This is a genomic window from Nonomuraea sp. NPDC049784 (assembly GCF_040659615.1).
GTDB lineage: Bacteria > Actinomycetota > Actinomycetes > Streptosporangiales > Streptosporangiaceae > Nonomuraea.
The window spans coordinates 1-17,290 of sequence record NZ_JBFAMX010000195.1 but is presented as its reverse complement, the minus strand read 5'-3'; the positions used below and the strand labels follow the sequence as shown (position 1 = coordinate 17,290).

The 17,290-nt window shown below is 67.8% G+C and carries 15 protein-coding genes; 10 read left to right on the top strand and 5 right to left on the bottom strand.

Features of this window, described 5'->3' with window-relative positions:
- Positions 1-475: 475 nt before the first annotated feature.
- The 5 genes from ggt (at position 476) to AB0J09_RS31805 (ending at position 7,045) form a co-directional block, all read left to right on the top strand.
- Positions 476-2,269: a gamma-glutamyltransferase gene (ggt, locus tag AB0J09_RS31825; protein WP_360698974.1), complete on the top strand. Its 1,794-nt coding sequence runs from the start codon at positions 476-478 to the stop codon at positions 2,267-2,269.
- 204 nt (positions 2,270-2,473) lie between these two features.
- Complete coding sequence (locus AB0J09_RS31820) at positions 2,474-3,298, top strand: ABC transporter ATP-binding protein (RefSeq protein WP_360698972.1); 825 nt, start codon at positions 2,474-2,476, stop codon at positions 3,296-3,298.
- Positions 3,282-4,145, top strand: coding sequence for an ABC transporter permease (locus tag AB0J09_RS31815; protein WP_360698970.1), 864 nt, complete (start codon positions 3,282-3,284; stop codon positions 4,143-4,145). The genes AB0J09_RS31820 and AB0J09_RS31815 overlap by 17 nt, the downstream gene beginning before the upstream one ends.
- Positions 4,142-5,191 (top strand): ABC transporter substrate-binding protein, encoded by a 1,050-nt coding sequence (locus AB0J09_RS31810; protein ID WP_360698968.1) that lies wholly within the window; start codon positions 4,142-4,144, stop codon positions 5,189-5,191. The genes AB0J09_RS31815 and AB0J09_RS31810 overlap by 4 nt, the downstream gene beginning before the upstream one ends.
- Before the next feature lie 54 nt (positions 5,192-5,245).
- On the top strand, positions 5,246-7,045 hold the full coding sequence (locus AB0J09_RS31805) for a gamma-glutamyltransferase (RefSeq protein WP_360698966.1): 1,800 nt from the start codon (positions 5,246-5,248) through the stop codon (positions 7,043-7,045).
- Positions 7,046-7,072: 27 nt separating this feature from the next.
- On the opposite strand, the gene AB0J09_RS31800 is transcribed toward AB0J09_RS31805, so the two are convergent.
- The 3 genes from AB0J09_RS31800 to AB0J09_RS31790 form a co-directional block, all read right to left on the bottom strand.
- Positions 7,073-7,381: a hypothetical protein gene (locus AB0J09_RS31800; protein ID WP_360698964.1), complete on the bottom strand. Its 309-nt coding sequence runs from the start codon at positions 7,379-7,381 to the stop codon at positions 7,073-7,075.
- A gap of 100 nt (positions 7,382-7,481) precedes the next feature.
- Entirely contained in the window at positions 7,482-9,086 is a 1,605-nt protein-coding gene (locus AB0J09_RS31795) for a phospholipase A2 (RefSeq protein ID WP_360698963.1), read from the bottom strand.
- A 449-nt stretch (positions 9,087-9,535) separates the two neighbouring features.
- A complete protein-coding gene (locus AB0J09_RS31790) occupies positions 9,536-10,453 on the bottom strand; it encodes a DMT family transporter (protein ID WP_360698961.1) in 918 nt (305 codons plus the stop codon).
- Positions 10,454-10,555: 102 nt separating this feature from the next.
- Between AB0J09_RS31790 and AB0J09_RS31785 the strand changes: the two genes are divergently transcribed.
- The 3 genes from AB0J09_RS31785 to AB0J09_RS31775 are packed head-to-tail and all read left to right on the top strand — an operon-like array spanning position 10,556 to position 14,837.
- Entirely contained in the window at positions 10,556-11,152 is a 597-nt protein-coding gene (locus tag AB0J09_RS31785; RefSeq protein WP_360698959.1) for a helix-turn-helix domain-containing protein, read from the top strand.
- On the top strand, positions 11,152-12,888 hold the full coding sequence (locus AB0J09_RS31780; protein ID WP_360698957.1) for an ABC transporter ATP-binding protein: 1,737 nt from the start codon (positions 11,152-11,154) through the stop codon (positions 12,886-12,888). The genes AB0J09_RS31785 and AB0J09_RS31780 overlap by 1 nt, the downstream gene beginning before the upstream one ends.
- Positions 12,885-14,837, top strand: a complete 1,953-nt coding sequence (locus tag AB0J09_RS31775; protein WP_360698955.1) for an ABC transporter ATP-binding protein — start codon at positions 12,885-12,887, stop codon at positions 14,835-14,837. The genes AB0J09_RS31780 and AB0J09_RS31775 overlap by 4 nt, the downstream gene beginning before the upstream one ends.
- Before the next feature lie 149 nt (positions 14,838-14,986).
- On the opposite strand, the gene AB0J09_RS31770 is transcribed toward AB0J09_RS31775, so the two are convergent.
- A complete protein-coding gene (locus AB0J09_RS31770; RefSeq protein ID WP_360698953.1) occupies positions 14,987-15,460 on the bottom strand; it encodes a DUF2871 domain-containing protein in 474 nt (157 codons plus the stop codon).
- Positions 15,461-15,579: 119 nt separating this feature from the next.
- Complete coding sequence (locus tag AB0J09_RS31765; RefSeq protein ID WP_360698951.1) at positions 15,580-15,885, bottom strand: hypothetical protein; 306 nt, start codon at positions 15,883-15,885, stop codon at positions 15,580-15,582.
- Positions 15,886-15,997: 112 nt separating this feature from the next.
- On the opposite strand from AB0J09_RS31765, the gene AB0J09_RS31760 reads away from it, so the two are divergent.
- Positions 15,998-16,405, top strand: coding sequence for a YbaB/EbfC family nucleoid-associated protein (locus tag AB0J09_RS31760; RefSeq protein ID WP_360698949.1), 408 nt, complete (start codon positions 15,998-16,000; stop codon positions 16,403-16,405).
- Between the two features lie 49 nt (positions 16,406-16,454).
- Positions 16,455-17,290: hypothetical protein (locus AB0J09_RS31755; protein ID WP_360698947.1), on the top strand; the 836-nt coding region annotated here is incomplete at its 3' end.

The window sequence follows — 17,290 nt, the reverse complement described above, 5'->3', positions numbered from 1 at the left end:
GTGCTCTCCAGCGACGGCATGTCCATCGAGATGCGCGACACCGACGAGGACGTCTTCCGCGCCGCGGAAGAGCTCGGCATCGATCTGTCCCGGCGGCCCAACGAAGGGACGGTCAGCATCGACGAGGTCTGACCCGCTGTTCCACCCGTCTCGCCGTGAAGAACGCCGGGTCCGCAGGTCGAGGCGGCGTTCCCGGGCGCCGGTGACCGGTTGCCGGCCGTGCGGCTGGACGTCACCGACGTGGAGGTGGCCCAGGACGTCCTGTTCGGTGCGATCATCTTCCGCCTGATCAGCGGCCATGCTCCGCTCACCCCGTCCGAAGCCGATGTCATGGCGTAAGCCGCGCTCACCGGCCTCCTTGCGCGCTGAGTCGCGGGCTGACCCCTGCGGCGCCCCGCCCGTGACTTGCCATGGTCAACAGAAAGGGATATTCCTATAATTCCTATCTGGATAGTAATTATCTTGAGGAGGCCGCATGAGACCCGTGCGCCCGATCCGACTTTTAGTGGGGGCGGCGGTCCTGGCCACCGCCACGGTGGGAGCCGTCACAGCACCGGCCGGCGCCGACGACCAGCAGGACTCCCAATCGAAGACGGTGGCGATCGGCACCGGCGGTGCGGTGGCGACGATCGATCCGACCGCCAGCCAGGCCGGCATCGACGTCCTGCGCAAGGGCGGCAACGCGGTCGACGCCGCCGTCACCGTCGCGGCGGTACTGAGCGTCACCGAGCCGTGGGTCGAGAGCCTTGGCGGCGCGAGCTACCTGCTGTTCTATGACCGGCGGGAGCAGGAGGCCGGTGTGATCGGCGACCGGACGCCCGCGCCGAAGACGTTCGGGCCGGACGATCGCGTCGGGCTGGCCGGCTCCGGCGCGAGGTCGGTCGGCGTGCCGACCACCCTCGTCAGCTGGCAGAAGGCGCTCGACCGCTACGGCACGATCTCCCTTCGCGAGGCACTGCAGCCCGCGATCCGCATCGCCCGGGAAGGCTTCGTCGTCGACGCCAACTTCCAGCTGATCGCCAACTCGCGCAACTTCAAGGCGTTCACCTCCAGCCGGAAGCTGTTCCTGGACGACAACCTCCAGCCTCCGCAGATCGGATCGGTCTTCCGCAACCCCGACCTCGCCGCGACGTACGAGCTGATCGCCGAGAAGGGCGTCGACGCGTTCTACCGAGGCCCGATCGGCCAGGCGATCGTCGACACGGTGCAGCACCCGCCGCTGGCCGGCGACGCGGGCAGCTATGTGGTGGCCGCGGCGACGAGCCCGGGCAAGCTCGAACTCTCCGACATCGAGGACTACCGCCAGCCGACGCCACCACCGACCAAGATCAAGTATCGCGGCTACCACATCTACTCCAGCCCGCCGCCCGAGAGCGGCGGCACGACGGTCGGCGAGGCGCTCAACATTCTCGAGCGGTACGACCTGTCCGGTCCCGATCGGGCCCTCGCGCTGCACCGGGTCCTGGAGGCGTCCAAGCTCTCCTATGCCGACCGCGCCCGCTACGTCGGTGACCCCCGGTTCGTCGACGTCCCGCTCTCCGGGCTGCTCTCGCAGGGCTTCGCCGATGAGCGCGGCTGCCTGATAGGCGACACCGCACTGCAAGGGCCGGTGTCGTACGGCGATCCGACGCCGCCGTACGACAAGAAGTGCTCCACTCCCGAGGCCGGGGTCAGCGAGCCCGGGGAAGAGCACTCCACCCATCACTTCTCCGTCGTCGACCAGTGGGGCAACGCGGTCAGCTACACCGGCACCCTCGTCTCCGCCGGCGGCAGCGGCGTGACGGTGCCCGGATACGGGTTCATGCTCAACAACGAGCTGACCAACTTCAACGCGGCGCCGCTCTACGACGGCGACCCGAACCTGGCCGCAGGTGGCAAGCGCCCTCGCGGCAACATGGCGCCCACCATCGTGGTCCGCGACGGACGGCCGGTGCTCACGGTGGGCGTCGCCGGCGGGCAGACGATCCAGACGACGGTCCTCAGCCTCCTGGTCGGCTACCTCGACTTCGGGCAGTCGCTGCCCGAGGCGCTCGCCGACGGCCGCGTGTCGCAGCGGAACACGGCGGTGACGCAGGCGGAGACCGCTTTCCGGGACGCGTACGCCCCCGAACTGGAGGCCCGTTTCGGGCACCGGTTCACCGGCGGCGCCTCGATCGCCGTGGCGCAGGGCGTCTCGATCGACCGCGACGGACGACTCGTCGCCGTGGCGGACACACGGCGGGCGGCCGGAGCCGCCGGAGACGCCCGCGTCGTAAGCCCGGCCGGCTGAAGGAACTGACCACGCTCACCGCCGGCGCAACGGCGGTGAGCGCGTCGGCGTCGATCACGACACGGAACGGCTGCCCCGGTTCCTCCTGAATGCACTGGTTGACCGTTAACATCCATATTTCCGACATTATCTGTAGGATTTGCTCTAAATTTCTCTTGCCCCGGAGGAGCCAGTGCGCGAGCCGAAGCATCGAAGGGAACTGCCGTGACATCCACAACGACGGTCGAGACCCCGCGCGACGGCACGAGGGATGACGGCCCACTGCTGCTCGTCGACCGGGTGGCGATCGGCTATCAGCGACAGGGCCGTCACGTGCCGGCGGTGGCGGACGCCACCTTCGAGGTATGGCCCGGCGAGAAGATCATGTTGCTCGGCCCCTCGGGGTCGGGCAAGTCCACCATCCTCAAGGCCATCGGGGGATTCCTGCGGCCCACGGCGGGTCGCATCGTCGTCCGCGGCCGGGACACCCCGGAACCCGGTCCTGACCGTGCCTTCGTGTTCCAGGAGTTCGACCAGCTGTTCCCTTGGCGCACGGTCCTCGGCAACGTCAGCTACCCGCTGCGGGTGATCGGCGCCGACCGTGCCCGCGCCCGGCGACAGGCCGTCGAGTTCCTGGAGCTCATGGGCCTCAAGGACGTGCTCGACAGCTATCCCCACCAGCTGTCGGGGGGGATGAAGCAGCGGGTCGCGATCGCGCGGGCGCTGGCCGTCGATCCGCTGATGCTCCTGATGGACGAGCCGTTCGGCGCCCTGGACGCGCAGACCAGGGGACGGCTACAGCGCGAGCTGGTGCAGATCGTCGCACGCACCCGGGTGACCCTGCTGTTCGTCACCCACAGCATCGACGAGGCCGTGCTGCTCGGCGACCGTGTGGTCGTGCTCGGCGGCCGTCCGTCGCAGGTCAAGGAGATCGTCGACGTCTCCGGCCTGGACGGCCCGGACGCGCCGGGGTTCGCCGACGCCCGGCACCGGCTGCGCGCCCTGCTGGCGGAGGACGGGGAGGACCTGCACGGTGCCGTCTTCGAGTAGCACGCCGGTACGTCCGACCGGCGAGCGGGCGCCAGAACTGGACACGGCCCGCCGGGCGGGCCCCTGGAAGCGCCTGCCCACCTGGTTGCGGCGCAGCATCGTCTTCGTCGCGCTGATCGGGATCTGGCAGGCCTACACGTCCCTGTCCGGGGTGAGTTCGTTCGTGTTCGCCGGGCCCTGGGATGTGGCCAGGGCGTTCGCCGAGGGCTGGGCCAGCGGTGAGATGGCCGTCTCCACCCTGACCACCCTTCGGATGCTGGGCGCCGGAATGGTCATCGGCATTGTGCTCACCGTAGTGCTGACCGCGCTGGCCGCCACCACCACGATCGGGAACGACGTTCTGACGCTGGTGTCGTCCATGATCAACCCGCTGCCGTCGGTGGCGATCCTGCCGCTGGCGATGCTCTGGTTCGGGCTGACCGACACGGCGCTGATCTTCGTGACGGCCAACGCCGTCCTGTGGCCGATGACCGTCAACGTGAGCATGGGCCTGCGCACCACCCCCGCCACACTCGTCATGGTCGGCCGCAATCTGGGCCTGCGCGGCTGGCGGCTGACCCGCGACGTGATGATGCCCGCCGCGCTACCGCACGCCATCGCCGGCCTGAAGACCGGCTGGGCCTTCGGCTGGCGCACGATCATCGCCGCCGAGCTGGTGTTCGGCACCGCCGGCACCGACGGCGGGCTCGGATTCTTCATCAACAACGCCCGCTACTACGCACAAACCCCGGACGTGTTCGCCGGACTGGTGACGATAGCCCTGATCGGCATCACCCTCGACCTGGTCTTCAACCTGGTCGAACGGCACACGGTGACCCGCTGGGGCATGAAGGAAGGAACGTCATGACCTGGACTCCGAAACTCTTCCGTGCCGTGGGTAACCGCTTCGCCGCATCCGGCGGGTCGCGTTCCTACAGCCGTCGCGACGCCCTGCGCTTCGGTGCGACCGGCGCCGGACTGCTGGCGCTGACCGCCGCGTGCGGTTCCGGTGGTTCCGGTGGTTCCGGCAGCGAGATCAACATCTCGCAGGGGTCCGGGATCAGCTATGCCGCGCTCATCATCATCCAGGCCAAGGGCTGGCTCGAGCAGGACCTACCCGGACGCAAGATCAATTGGAAGACCGTCAGCGGCGGCGCCGCCACCCGGGACGGGATAGTGTCGGGCAGCCTCCACCTGGGCGTCAGCGGCCTCGGCCCCTACCTCATCGGCTGGGACGCCGGTGTCCCCTGGAAGATCGTCTCCTCGCTGAACGACATGCCGCTGTGGCTGGTGGCCAAGGACCCGAAGTTCCGCAGCCTGAAGGACTTCGGTCCCAAGGATCAGATCGCCGCCGTCTCGCCCGGCTCCATCCAGTCGGTCATGTTGCAGAAGGCCGCGCAGCAGCAACTCGGCGACGCCCACGCGCTGGACAAGAACATCGTGGCCATGGCCCACCCGGAGGCCCTGCAGGCCCTGATCGCCGGGCAACTCGCGGCCGCCTACACCTCGCCGCCGTTCCAGTTCCAGGCCGTGGAACAGGGGGCGCGCAAGCTGGTGGACAGCTATGACCTCTTCGGCCCGCACGGCTTCAACGTGATGGTGACGAGCGAGGAATACGCGGCGAAGAACCCGGACGTCGTCAAGTCCATCTACAAGAACATCGCCCGCGCCAACGACCTCATCACCAATTCGCCGGCCGAGGCCGCCCAGATTCTCTCGCAGGCCGAAAAGGGCAAGATCTCCCCGGCCGAATACCAGGTGTACCTGACCTACAAGGGCATCGAGTTCACCACGACTCCGCACGGTCTGCTGAAGCTCAGCGCCTTCATGAAGGAGGTCGGCGTCATCAAGAAGACGCCGGCCGACTGGCGTGACGTCGTGTTCGACACGATCAAGGGGGAGAACGGATCCTGACGGCGGACTGCCGATTTGCAGAGCCCCCTCCGTAAGCCGTGATGAGAGGAAGAAATGACCGAGCAAGAACATTTCAGTCGCCGGACCGTGTTGACCACCTCTGCTGCAGTGGCCACTCTCGCAGCGCTGTCAGGCAGGGCGGCGGCCGCACCGCTGTCGGCCCGGAAGGAATCGGCTGAGTCAACGGGCCAGGCGGTCGCCGCCGGGGGTGGCGGCGCGGTCGCGACCGTCGATCCGGTGGCCACCGCCATCGGCATCCAGGTTCTGCGTGCCGGAGGGAATGCGGTGGACGCGGCAGTGGCCACCGCGGCTGCTCTGGGACTCACGGTGCCGTATTTCGACGGGGTTGGCGGTACCGCGTATGTGACGATCTATTGGGCGCGGGACGGCCATGTGTCGGTGATCGGTGATCGAACGCCGGCACCGCAGGCGTTCGGTCCTAACGACAGCGTGGGTCTCAGCGGTACCGGTGCGCTTGTGGTGGGCGTTCCCACCACGGTGAGGATCTGGGAGCAACTACTTGAGCGCTACGGCACGATCTCGTTGCGGCGCGCGCTGCAGCCGGCGATCACGGCCGCTTACCGGGGATTCAAGGTAGATGAGCCGTTCCACAACTTCGCGGTCGCGCCCCGGAACAAGGCCTTCATCTCCACCCGGGAGGTGTTCCTCACCGCGAACGGTGAGGCCCCTGCCGTGGGAGCCGTATTCCGGAACCCACGCCTCGCGAAGGCGTACGAACTGATCGGCAAGAAGGGTGCTGACGCCTTCTACAACGGTCCGATCTCGGAAGCGATCGTGGACACGATCAAGCATCCGCCGCTGGCACCGGATGCCTCCGATTACATACCCGAGGCCGCACTGCGCCCGGGGAAACTGGAACTGCCGGACCTGTCGAACTACCGACCGCCGGTCGTATCCCCGACGCACGTCAACTACCGGGGCTACGACATCTATTCATCGCCGCCGCCCGAGAGCGGTGGTTCGACGGTCGGCGAGGCGCTCAACATTCTGCAAGGGTTCGACCTGTCCGGTTCCGATCGGGCACTTGCATGGCACCGCGTCATCGAGGCGTCGAAACTGGCCTACGCGGACCGGGCACGCTGGGTGGGCGATCCGGCGTTCGCGGATGTGCCTCTCGAAGGCCTACTGGCACAGGATTTCGCCAGTAAGCGCCGTTCGCTGATCGGTGATCACGCGCTGGAGGTCCCGGTGGCCGCAGGGGATCCCAGCCCGCCCTACGGGGCCACCAGCGCGGGCGTCGGACCCACGGAAAAGGCCGACGACACCGGTCACACGCAGAGCTTCTCCGTCGCGGATCGCTGGGGCAACGTGGTCACCTACACCGGTACGGTGGTCTCGGTCGGGGGCAGCGGGCTGGCCGTGAAGGATTACGGGTTCCTGTTCAACAACGAACTGGGCAACTTCAACACCCGGCCGCTCTTCGAGGGCGACCCCAACGTGGCGGCGCCCGGGAAGCGGCCGCGCGGGAACATGGCCCCGACCATCGTCCTGCGTGACGGGCGCCCTGTGCTCTCGATCGGTGTCGCGGGAGGCCAGACCATCCAGACCACCGTGCTGAGCATCCTCGTCAATCACCTCGACTTCGGAATGGGACTGCCGGAAGCTCTCGCCACGGCACGTGCCTCGCAGCTGAACACGACAACGACAACGGCGGAACCGGACTTCGTCGCCCAGTATGGAAACGAACTCGCCACCCGGTTCGACCAATCGCTCAAGGAAACCCCCACGATCGCGTTCGCACAAGGCATCTCGCTCCTGCCGGGAGGACGGTTCGTGGCCGTGTCCGACACGCGAGGCGGCGGCGGAGACGCCCGGGTGATCAGACCTCTATAGAGGTCATATTCGGTGACGCCACGACGCTCATCGGACGCGGGGCCCGCGAAGGAGTAGCCACAGCAGCCAGGCCTGGAAAGCGCCGCACGCCACCAGAGCGAGGGTGAGGGCGTCACCGTCCAGGACGTCTTCCCCGATGCCGGCTTGCAGCGGGAGCAGCACTATGAGCGAGGTCGGCAGCGTGATGACCATCAGCAACACGCCCGCCCCGATGGGGGTGCCGGAGGTCAGGGAGACGTACTCTGCATATCCGGCCGACAGCACCACGACGGCCAGATAAGAGCCGGCCACCAGCGCCGCCCTTCTTCCGTGCCTGCGCCGGAGAATCCTCGTCACGATCCTGGTCATGCCCGCCTGCCGTGTTGATACGCGAATGAAAGGAGGGCCGGATGGCGAGCTGTCCCGCCATCCGGCCGGCACGCTCAGGCGTGGTTCATCAGTGCGTGGCGTTCGCGCCGTTCTTGGGGTTGCCGAGGCGAACCCCCTGGCGGTAGATCCACGCCCATCTCCTGCAGGTGGAGCGCACAAAGATGTTGTACGCGTTGCAGGTCCAGTTCTTCAGCGTGTGATAGAAGACGTCGTCCACTTGGGACTTGCGGTACCTGTCGAGGTAGTACCTGTAGTTCTTGTACGTGTTGCCGATCAGCCCGTAACCGTAGTCGTGCATGTCGCAGGCCGGCCGGAAATCGAAGCCGAGCGGGCGGTCGGGCGCGTTCGTGCAGTGGTCGTAGTCGATGCCCATGACGTAGCGCTTGCTGGGCAGTTTCCGCCAGAGTGGTTTGCGCCAGCCGTAATGCGCGACCCAGGCCGCGCAGCCGGCCCTCTGGTAGTACAGCCATTTCCAGGCGTCGTTGCAGTACGACGGGTAGGCCTGCGGGTTGGAGATGTCGCCGGGGAGGAAGTCGCCCGCGTCGGGCGCGGTGGCGTCGGGGTCGTTGATTCCCGTCGCGCCCTGGAGGGGGCCGCCGGCGGCCGGTCGCGAGGTGTCGGTGGCGGTCGCGGTGGGGGCCGCGGTGCCGTCCGCGAAGGTCAGCTGCCAGCCGCCGTCCGTGGGCGAGTCGATCGACGTCAGGCGTCCGATCGGGTCGTAGGCGTAGGTGGAGGAGGGAGAGCTGCTCAGGCTGGGATTGGCCGCGGTGCGCAGCAGCCCGTTGGCGTCGTACCCGTAGCTGGCCACGGTCAGCGGCGCCTCGGTGCCGGAGGTGAGCGTGATCTGCTTGAGCCGGCCGGCGTAGTCACCGAACGACGAGGAGGTGGCCGTGGTCGACGTGGCGTAGGTGATCGTCAGCGTTTCCTCGGGGGTCTCGCCCGCTGCCGGTTCCTTGACGGTGCTGACGCGGCCCAGGGAGTCGTACGCCACCGTTGAGGTGCCGTAGGCGGTGTTGCCGGTGGCCGTCACCCTCCACTTGTCGGCGCTCTGCAGCCCGTCGAGCTTGTTCCAGGCGTAGGTGAGGCTGAGCTCGGCATTGCTCTGGGAGAAGTTGTCGTCGCCCGTCTCCGTGGCGCCCTTGTCCATCGCGACCGTCTCGGAGATGGAGGTGCGCATCGCCCCGGCCGCCGAATCCCACCGGGTCGTTTCGGAGATCTTGGAACCGTCGGCGCTCTCGTACTTCTGGACGCCGCCGCCGTCGGGGAACGAGACACTGCTCTTCAGGTCATATTGGGTCGTGGTTCCCTCGTCGAGCTCGGTGACGACGATGGCGCCGTTCTGGGATTCCAGCTTCCTGTCGATCTCGCCGCCGAGGAATTCGGCCTGCCAGCCCGGCCCGAACACCGCCATTTCGGGGCGGGACACGGGCGCCGACTGCGGCCGGGCCAGGTCACCGCCCCCGGTGGCCACGCCGTGCGTACGACCGATCGAACCGGTGGGCACATCGCTCTCGTTGATCTGGAAGGTGTCGGTGTCGGTGAAGTACAGACCCGGACCGACCTGCTGGACTCCGTCCGGGTCCGCCGCATTGGCAGTGGTGGCGGATGCCGCCGGGGAGAGCAGGGGGAGTAACACCGCCGCGACAGTGACGGTGAACGTTAATCGGCGCAACCAGGCCTCCTAAAAGCGGGGGTGATTTGATCACCAGGACAGTAGATGATCTAAAGTCCCTCGACAAGGGCCTGGACAAATGTTTAAGCCGGTGTTCAAATCGTGCACGAAGCCACGCCCGGTGCGAGTAGGAAGGGCAATTTCCGGAAAGCGTGAGGATGGCTTCTCGCCGCTTTCCGGCCATCTGTCGATCAATGTGTGAAGATCTCGCGTATATGCAGGTGAGCCTGGTTGTATGGGGCCGTTGTGGTGGTTATGTAGCGCCGTCGTGGATAATGGAATCCGCTCCCTCATGGCCGCGCGTCGGGCGGCGCTGAGAGACAATATTTCTGTAATTCCGCTGCTATTTGCTCCTGCGCCGGTCGCATGGAAAACGTTTCGGCAAGTGCGAGGCGGCGGCTTCAGCGGCGTCAAAGTGGCGCGCAATTTCGCCAAGGGTTCCAGCTGCGCTAAAGGTGGACGGCCTCTTCGGGGCGGGAGGGGACGGGGCGGCGGGCGGTCCGCTGGGTGAGGGCGATGGCGGCGAGGATGACGAGGGCGCCGACCGGCTGGTTCCAGCTGATGCTCTCGCCCAGGATGGCCACCCCGGAGATCGCGGCGAAGACCGGCAGCAGGTAGGTGACCGTGGAGGTCGTGGTGACCCCGGCGCGGATCTGCACCCAGTAGAGCAGCAGGTACGCCACCCCGGTGCCGAGCCCGCCGAGCCCCGCCAGGCTCCACCAGACCGAGGCCGGAGCGTGTAGGTCCACCAGCGGCACCCCGGCCGGCAGCGTGACCACGGCCAGCTGGACCGTACCGCTGAGCAACTGACCGGCGGCCAGCACGACCGGCGGTTCGGGGCGCCGCCCGGTGATGAAGCGGCCCATGTAGGCCCCGCCGAGCCCGTAGCAGGCCGCGGCGCCGAAGCAGGCCAGGCTGCCGCCGAGCTGCCCGCCGGCCAACGGCTGCCAGACCCCGAGCACGACCATGACGCCCGCGAAACCGAGGCCGAGGCCCGCCACCCGGCCGGGGGTCGGCTTCTCGGTGCGCAGCAGCAGGGTGAAGGCGAGCGTGCAGAGCGGAGTGGTGGCGTTCCAGATGGCGGCGACCACGGAGGACACGTACTGCTCGCCGTACGCGAAAAGGGTGAAGGGCAGTGTGGTGAGCACGATCGAGGCGATCTGGAAGTGGCCCCACAGGCGCGGGTCGCGTGGCAGCCGCCTGCCACCGAACAGCACCGCCAGCAGCAGGACCAGCGCCCCGATGGCCATCCTGCCGAAGGAGACCTGGAGCGGCTGCAGGACCTGCACCGCGACCTTGATGAAGAAGAAGCTGTTGCCCCAGATGGCGGCGAGCAGCAGGAAGCCGGGCAACCAAGGTTTGAGCACGGATGGGAGCGTAGCGGTCAGTACCGACAAATAACCATTTGAACGAGTGAGTACTCGCTCATTAGGCTTCTCCCCATGACTAGAAGGCGAAGGGTGCCGGCCATGGCCCCAGAAGACCGCCGTGCCGCGCTCATCGCCGCCACGCTTCCCCTGCTGCGCGAGTACGGCGCCGCGGTGAGCACCCGCCAGATCGCCGAGGCCGCGGGCGTGGCCGAGGGCACGATCTTCGGCGTCTTCCCCGACAAGGCCTCGCTGCTGCGGGCGACACTGATGAGCGCGTTCGACCCGCAGCCGGCGGTGGACGCGCTGGCGGCCATCGGCACGCAGACCGAGCTGCGCGCGCGGCTGCGCGAGGCGGTCACGATGCTGCGGACGGGGATGAGCACCAACGCCAACCTCATCGCCGCACCCAGGGAGCTCATGGCCGACGACGCCGAGTTCCGCGAGCGGATGATGGACGGCCGGCGCCGGATCGGGACAGCCATCGCCGCCCTGGTCGAGCCCGACCGCGACCGGCTGCGCCGCTCTCCCGAGGGCACGGCGCACCTGCTCCTCATGCTGGTCGCGGTGAGCGTGCACCGCGGCTTCGGCCTGGGCGGCGAGTTCGGAGACATGGCCGACGAGGAGATCGTCTCCGTCCTGCTCGACGGGCTGCTCGTGCGGCCCCACACCACCCCTTCGACAGAAAGCGCCTCTTGATGCTGCTCCGTCTCCTGCGGGTCCAGCTCAGGCCGTACGGGAAAGAGATCACGCTCGTGGTCCTCTTCCAGTTCGTGCAGACACTGGCCACGCTCTATCTCCCCACACTCAACGCCGACATCATCGATGACGGGGTCGTCAAGGGCGACACCGGTTACATCATGCGCATCGGGCTGGTGATGCTCGGTGTGACGCTCATCCAGATCATCTGCTCGATCGTGGCCGTGTACTACGGCGCCCGGACCTCGATGGCCCTGGGCAGGGACCTGCGTGCCGCGATCTTCCACCGGGTGCAGGACTTCTCCGCCCAGGAGGTCAACAGGTTCGGCTCGCCGTCCCTGATCACCCGGACCACCAACGACGTGCAGCAGGTCCAGCTGCTCGTGCTGATGACCTTCACGATGATGGTGGCCGCGCCGATCATGTGCGTCGGCGGCATCGTCCTGGCGCTGCGCCAGGACGCGGCGCTGTCGTCGCTGCTGCTCGTCGTGCTGCCCGTGATGATCGTCATCGTGGGCCTGATCGTGGTGCGGATGCGCCCGCTCTTCCGCACGATGCAGGAGCGCATCGACCGGATCAACCAGGTGCTGCGCGAGCAGATCACCGGCATCCGGGTCATCAGGGCCTTCGTCCGCGACAGGCACGAGCGCGAGCGCTTCGGTGTCTCCAACGACCAGCTGACCGATGTGTCGCTGCGGGTCGGGCGGCTGATGGCGCTGATGTTCCCCTCGGTCATGCTGGTGGTGAACCTGTCCAGCGTCGCCGTGGTGTGGTTCGGCGGCCACCGCATCGCCGACGGGACCATGCAGGTGGGCGCGCTGACCGCGGTCATCGCCTACCTGATGCAGATCCTCATGTCGGTGATGATGGCGATGTTCATGTTCATGATGATCCCGCGGGCCGAGGTCTGCGCCGAGCGCATCGAGGAGGTGCTCGGCACCGAGCCGACCGTCCATCCGCCGGCCAAGCCCGTCACCCCGGAAAGACGCATCGGCGAGCTGGAGTTGCGCTCTGTGGACTTCCGCTACCCGGGCGCCGAGGAGCCGGTGCTGTCCGGCGTGGGCTTCACGGCGCGGCCCGGCCGTACCACTGCGATCATCGGCAGCACGGGCAGCGGCAAGACGACGCTGCTCAACCTCATCCCTCGCCTGTTCGACGCGACCGCCGGCGAGGTGCTGGTCGACGGCGTCGACGTACGCGACCTCGACCCGGCCGTGCTCTCCCGGGCGGTCGGCCTGGTCCCGCAGTCGCCCTACCTCTTCTCCGGCACCGTGGCCTCCAACCTGAGGTACGGCAGGCCGGACGCGACCGACGAGGAGCTGTGGCGGGCCCTGGAGGTGGCCCAGGCTCGCGAGTTCGTCGAGGCGATGCCCGGCGGCCTGGACGAGCCGATCTCCCAGGGCGGCACGAACGTCTCCGGCGGCCAGCGCCAGCGCCTGGCCATCGCCAGGACACTGGTGCACCGGCCCGAGATCTACCTGTTCGACGACTCCTTCTCCGCCCTCGACTACGCCACCGACGCCCGGCTGCGCGCCGCGTTGGACGAGGAGATCACCGACGCCACGATCGTCATCGTGGCCCAGCGCGTGAACACGATCCGCGACGCCGACCGCATCCTCGTGCTCGAGGACGGCCGCGTGGTCGGCAGCGGCGACCACGCCGAGCTCATGACCTCCTGCCCGACGTACCGGGAGATCGTTCTGTCCCAGCTCACCGAACAGGAGGCGGCAGCGTGACCACTCAAGCGCCCGCGCGGCGCCCGCAGCCCGGGTTCGGCCCGGGCAGGATGATGGGCGGGCCCGCCGAGAAGGCCCTCGACTTCGGCGGTACGTTCCGCCGCGTGCTGCGGCTGCTGCGCCCCGAGCGGGCGCTGCTGACCGTCGTCCTGGCCCTCGGCACGGCCAGCGTCGCGCTGACCGTGACGGGTCCCAAGATTCTCGGCCACGCCACTGACCTGATCTTCTCCGGCATCATCGGAGCCCAGCTGCCCGCGGGGATCTCCAAGGAGCAGGCCGTGGCCGGGCTGCGTGCCAAGGGCCAGGGCACGTTCGCCGACCTGGTGTCGTCGATCAACGTTGTGCCCGGCCACGGCATCGACTTCACCGCGCTGGCCCAGGTGCTGGGCTGGGTGCTGGCGATCTACGTGCTGGCGGCGCTGCTCGGGATCCTGCAGTTCCGGCTGACCACGGTCGTCGTGCAGCGGGCGGCGTTCCGGCTGCGCGAGCGGATCGAGGCCAAGCTGGCGCGGCTGCCGCTGAGCTACTTCGACGGCCAGCCGCGCGGCGAGATCCTCAGCCGCGCCACCAACGACACCGACAACATCGCGCAGACGCTGCAGCAGACGATGAGCCAGCTCATCTCGTCCGTGCTGACGGTCGTGGCGGTGCTCGTGGTGATGTTCTGGATCTCGCCGATCCTGGCCCTCATCGCGCTGGTCACCGTACCGGTGTCGATCTACGTCACCGCGGCCGTCGGCAAGCGGTCGCAGCCGCAGTTCATCAAGCAGTGGTCCTCGACGGGCAAGCTCAACGGTCACATCGAGGAGATGTACGGCGGGCACACGCTGGTCAAGGTGTTCGGCAGGCAGAAGGAGGCCGCCGAGACCTTCGACCAGCACAACGAGGCCCTGTTCGCCTCCAGCTTCCGCGCCCAGTTCATCTCCGGGATGATCCAGCCGGCGATGATGTTCATCGGCAACCTCAACTACGTGCTGGTCGCTGTCGTGGGCGGGCTCAAGGTGGCCTCTGGCTCGATCTCGCTGGGCGACGTGCAGGCCTTCATCCAGTACTCGCGGCAGTTCAGCCAGCCGCTGACCCAGGTGGCCGGCATGGCGAACCTGGTGCAGTCGGGCATCGCCTCGGCCGAGCGGGTCTTCGAGCTGCTGGAGGCTCCGGAGCAGTCCCAGGAGCCCGGCAAGCCGGCGCGGCCCGCACAGATCAGGGGGCGCGTGGCGTTCGAGAACGTGTCCTTCCGCTACGCGCCGGACAGGCCGCTGATCGAGGACCTGTCGCTGACCGTGGAGCCCGGCCAGACCGTGGCCATCGTCGGCCCCACCGGAGCGGGCAAGACGACGCTGGTCAACCTCATCATGCGTTTCTACGAGGTGACCGGCGGCCGCATCACGCTCGACGGCGTCGACATCGCCGAGATGTCCAGGGAGGAGCTGCGCGCCAACATCGGCATGGTGCTGCAGGACGCCTGGCTGTTCGGCGGCACGATCGCGGAGAACATCGGCTACGGGTCGGAGGGCGCCACGCGCGAGCGGATCGAGGCTGCAGCGGAGGCTGCCCATGTGGACCGCATCGCGCACACGCTGCCCGACGGCTACGACACGGTGATCGACGAGGAGGGCGCGACGGTCAGCGCGGGCGAGAAGCAGCTGATCACGATCGCCCGGGCGTTCCTGTCCGAGCCGGCCATCCTGATCCTGGACGAGGCGACCAGCTCGGTCGACACCCGGACCGAGGTGCTCATCCAGCGGGCGATGAGCACGCTGCGGGAGGGACGCACCAGCTTCGTGATCGCCCACCGGCTGTCCACGATCCGCGACGCCAGCCTGATCCTGGTCATGGAGAACGGGCGGATCGTCGAGCAGGGCACGCACGAGTCGCTGCTGGCCGCGGGCGGCGCCTACGCCCGGCTGTACTCGGCCCAGTTCGCCCAGGCCGTCGCGGAGGTGGATTAGAGCCGTGGCCCCGGTGCCCGCCACCACGGCGGCACCGGGGCCCCACGGCCCCGGCCGGCACTACGACCTGCGCGAGGCCGCGGGGAACCGAAGGCCATGACGCCCGGACGCTGGATCGCCGGTGGCGGCCGTGCTGCCCGCCGGCCGCATCAAGGCAGCGGCGATTCCCCGGGGATGAGGCGATCTGTCTGGTCCGGAGCCGGGTCGCCTGCCGATGCGGATTTGGCGGGGATGCGCTTGCCCAGCGTGATGAACAGCAGAATCAGGCCCACGGTCAGGAGGATGTGGCCCAGCCCGGCGATCATCGCGATGGCTTCACCGCTGGGGTGGCCCAGAACCGTCAGGGTTCCGTGGAGGATCATCATGGCGACGGTCACCGCCAGGCCGGCGTTGTAGATCCAGAAGAACCAGCCGAAGAGCCGGATGGAGGTCAACGCGAACAGCTTCTCCAGGGCGAGGACAATGAGAAAGAACAGCATCCCGAGCGCGAGTATGTGGGTGTGGACGACGCCGAGCTGCGTGTCGCCGGTGAAGTCCGTCAGCTTGGTGATCTCGCGGTAGTACAGGCCGCTGACCACCCCAAGGATCATGTAGATGTGAGCAGCGTTGAGGATCTTCCTCATGTGTGCCGACCTTCACTCTCGCGCAGTTTGAAACGGGTGCGGCCGTCACGTGGTCCGGTTGCGTCTCGAGACACTACCGGACCATGGTCCGTTTCGGCAATCCCCAAGGCATGCCTCACTCAGGTGCGCAGGGTGCTGGCGTCCTGGCCGGCCTTGTATGTCTTCGACGCCCTCTGAAGGCGCTTCTCCTGCTCCTGGAGCGCGGTTGCCAGCAGTTGGAGCCCGGTGCCGATGTTCTCCAGCCGTTGGCCGTGTGCCTGCCAGTACATGCGGCCGTAGTCGTCGTCGCACACGGCGGTGCGTGCCGCGCCCGACGACGCCTCGAACTCGGTGTGAGCGCCTGACACGTCACCGGCCATGCCGTCCGCCGCGCTCGCCAGCCGGTGAAGGTGGCTGTGGCTGTAGGCGACGTCGTTGAACTCCACGGCTGGGCAGCCTAGCTATTGGCGCACTTGATGTCGATATTCACCAAAAAACCGGAAAGAATGATGCTTCTGAGGTCTTTGATGCTTGTGTGGTCGGACGTGAGGGACAGTGATGACGACGGACGAGCCGTGGCGGCTGCTGGAGCAACTCGTCCAGGAGGTCAACCGGCAGACTGAGCAGCTCAAGAAGATGCAGGAGAAGGTACGGGAGCTGTCGGCGACGGCCAGGTCGAAGGACGGCATGGTGACCGTGACCGTCGGCCCCCGCGGTGAGGTGCGGACGATCGAGCTGGACCCCCGGGTCTACCGCAAGCTGTCGCCGTCTGAGCTGTCCGCCTCGATCGTCGATCAGATCGGGCGGGCGACCCGGCAGGTTTCCGGTGACATGAAGGAGCTGATGGAGCCCTTCGGCGTACCGGATCTTCCGTTCGAGGACCTGTTCGGCGAGGGAACGAGCTTCGAGTCATTCCTGCCGCACCCCGGCACGCCAGGGCCGCGGGCTCCACGGCCGCCATCGTGATCAGCCCCTGCCGATCACGACACTCGATCGAGAGGGATGACACCGCCTGATGGGGCTTGATCTCAGCCTGGTGCCCGACCTGGTGAAGCCGCTGGCGCTGCCGTTGACGGGCGGGGCCTTCCCCGAGGCCGACGTCGACGGGATCATCGCCGAAGCGGAGACGCTGGAGAACCTGGCCGACCTCCTGGCGAAGATCAAGTCGGAGGACGCCGCCGCGGTCGTGCGGATGCTGCGCGGCCATGAATGGCAGGGCTCCGCCAAGGAGACGTTCGAGCAGGTGTTCGCCGCGCTCGGCGGGCAGCCGGAAGCGGATGACCCCCGTTCGGAGGAGGCGCTGCTCGACCTGCTGGAGCAGGCCCTTCGGGACGAGGCGGCATCCCTGCGCGAGCACGGCGTGCGGATGCAGCACACCGAGTGGATGATCTATGCCTCGCTGGCGCTGCTCGGCGCGGTGATCGTCAAGCTGCTGGTGTGGATCTACGTCAACGGCCCGCGCGTTCTCGGGCTGATCCAGCACAACACGCTGATGACCCAGGTCAACATCCAGACGGTGAAGCGGCTCGTCCTCATCAACATGCTGAAGTTCGCCGGCATCATGGGCGGCCTGGACCTCGGTGTGCAGGTGGCGCAGCAGATCTGGGGGGATCGTGAAGCGGGTGACTTCGACGTCGCGTCGCTGGCGATGTCGGCCGGCAGCGGAGCGCTGACCGGTGCCCTGTTCGCCGGTGCGAACGCGGGCCTGTCGCGTCTGCTGAGCCGGGAGATGGTGTACGTCGCGTCCGAGGCCGAGCTGGCGGTACGCGACAAGATCGCGGCGATCGGGCAGAGCATCTACGGCCAGGCGCTGCTGGGCGGGGTGGCGGGCACCGCCGGCGCCGTCCCGGG

Coding starts and splice junctions, on each gene's coding strand:
- AB0J09_RS31810 (WP_360698968.1), top strand. CDS start 4,142: ATGACCTGGACTCCGAAACTCTTCCGTGCCGTGGGTAACCGCTTCGCC.
- AB0J09_RS31770 (WP_360698953.1), bottom strand. CDS start 15,460: ATGAGGAAGATCCTCAACGCTGCTCACATCTACATGATCCTTGGGGTG.
- AB0J09_RS31760 (WP_360698949.1), top strand. CDS start 15,998: ATGACGACGGACGAGCCGTGGCGGCTGCTGGAGCAACTCGTCCAGGAG.
- AB0J09_RS31780 (WP_360698957.1), top strand. CDS start 11,152: ATGCTGCTCCGTCTCCTGCGGGTCCAGCTCAGGCCGTACGGGAAAGAG.
- ggt (WP_360698974.1), top strand. CDS start 476: ATGAGACCCGTGCGCCCGATCCGACTTTTAGTGGGGGCGGCGGTCCTG.
- AB0J09_RS31785 (WP_360698959.1), top strand. CDS start 10,556: ATGGCCCCAGAAGACCGCCGTGCCGCGCTCATCGCCGCCACGCTTCCC.
- AB0J09_RS31805 (WP_360698966.1), top strand. CDS start 5,246: ATGACCGAGCAAGAACATTTCAGTCGCCGGACCGTGTTGACCACCTCT.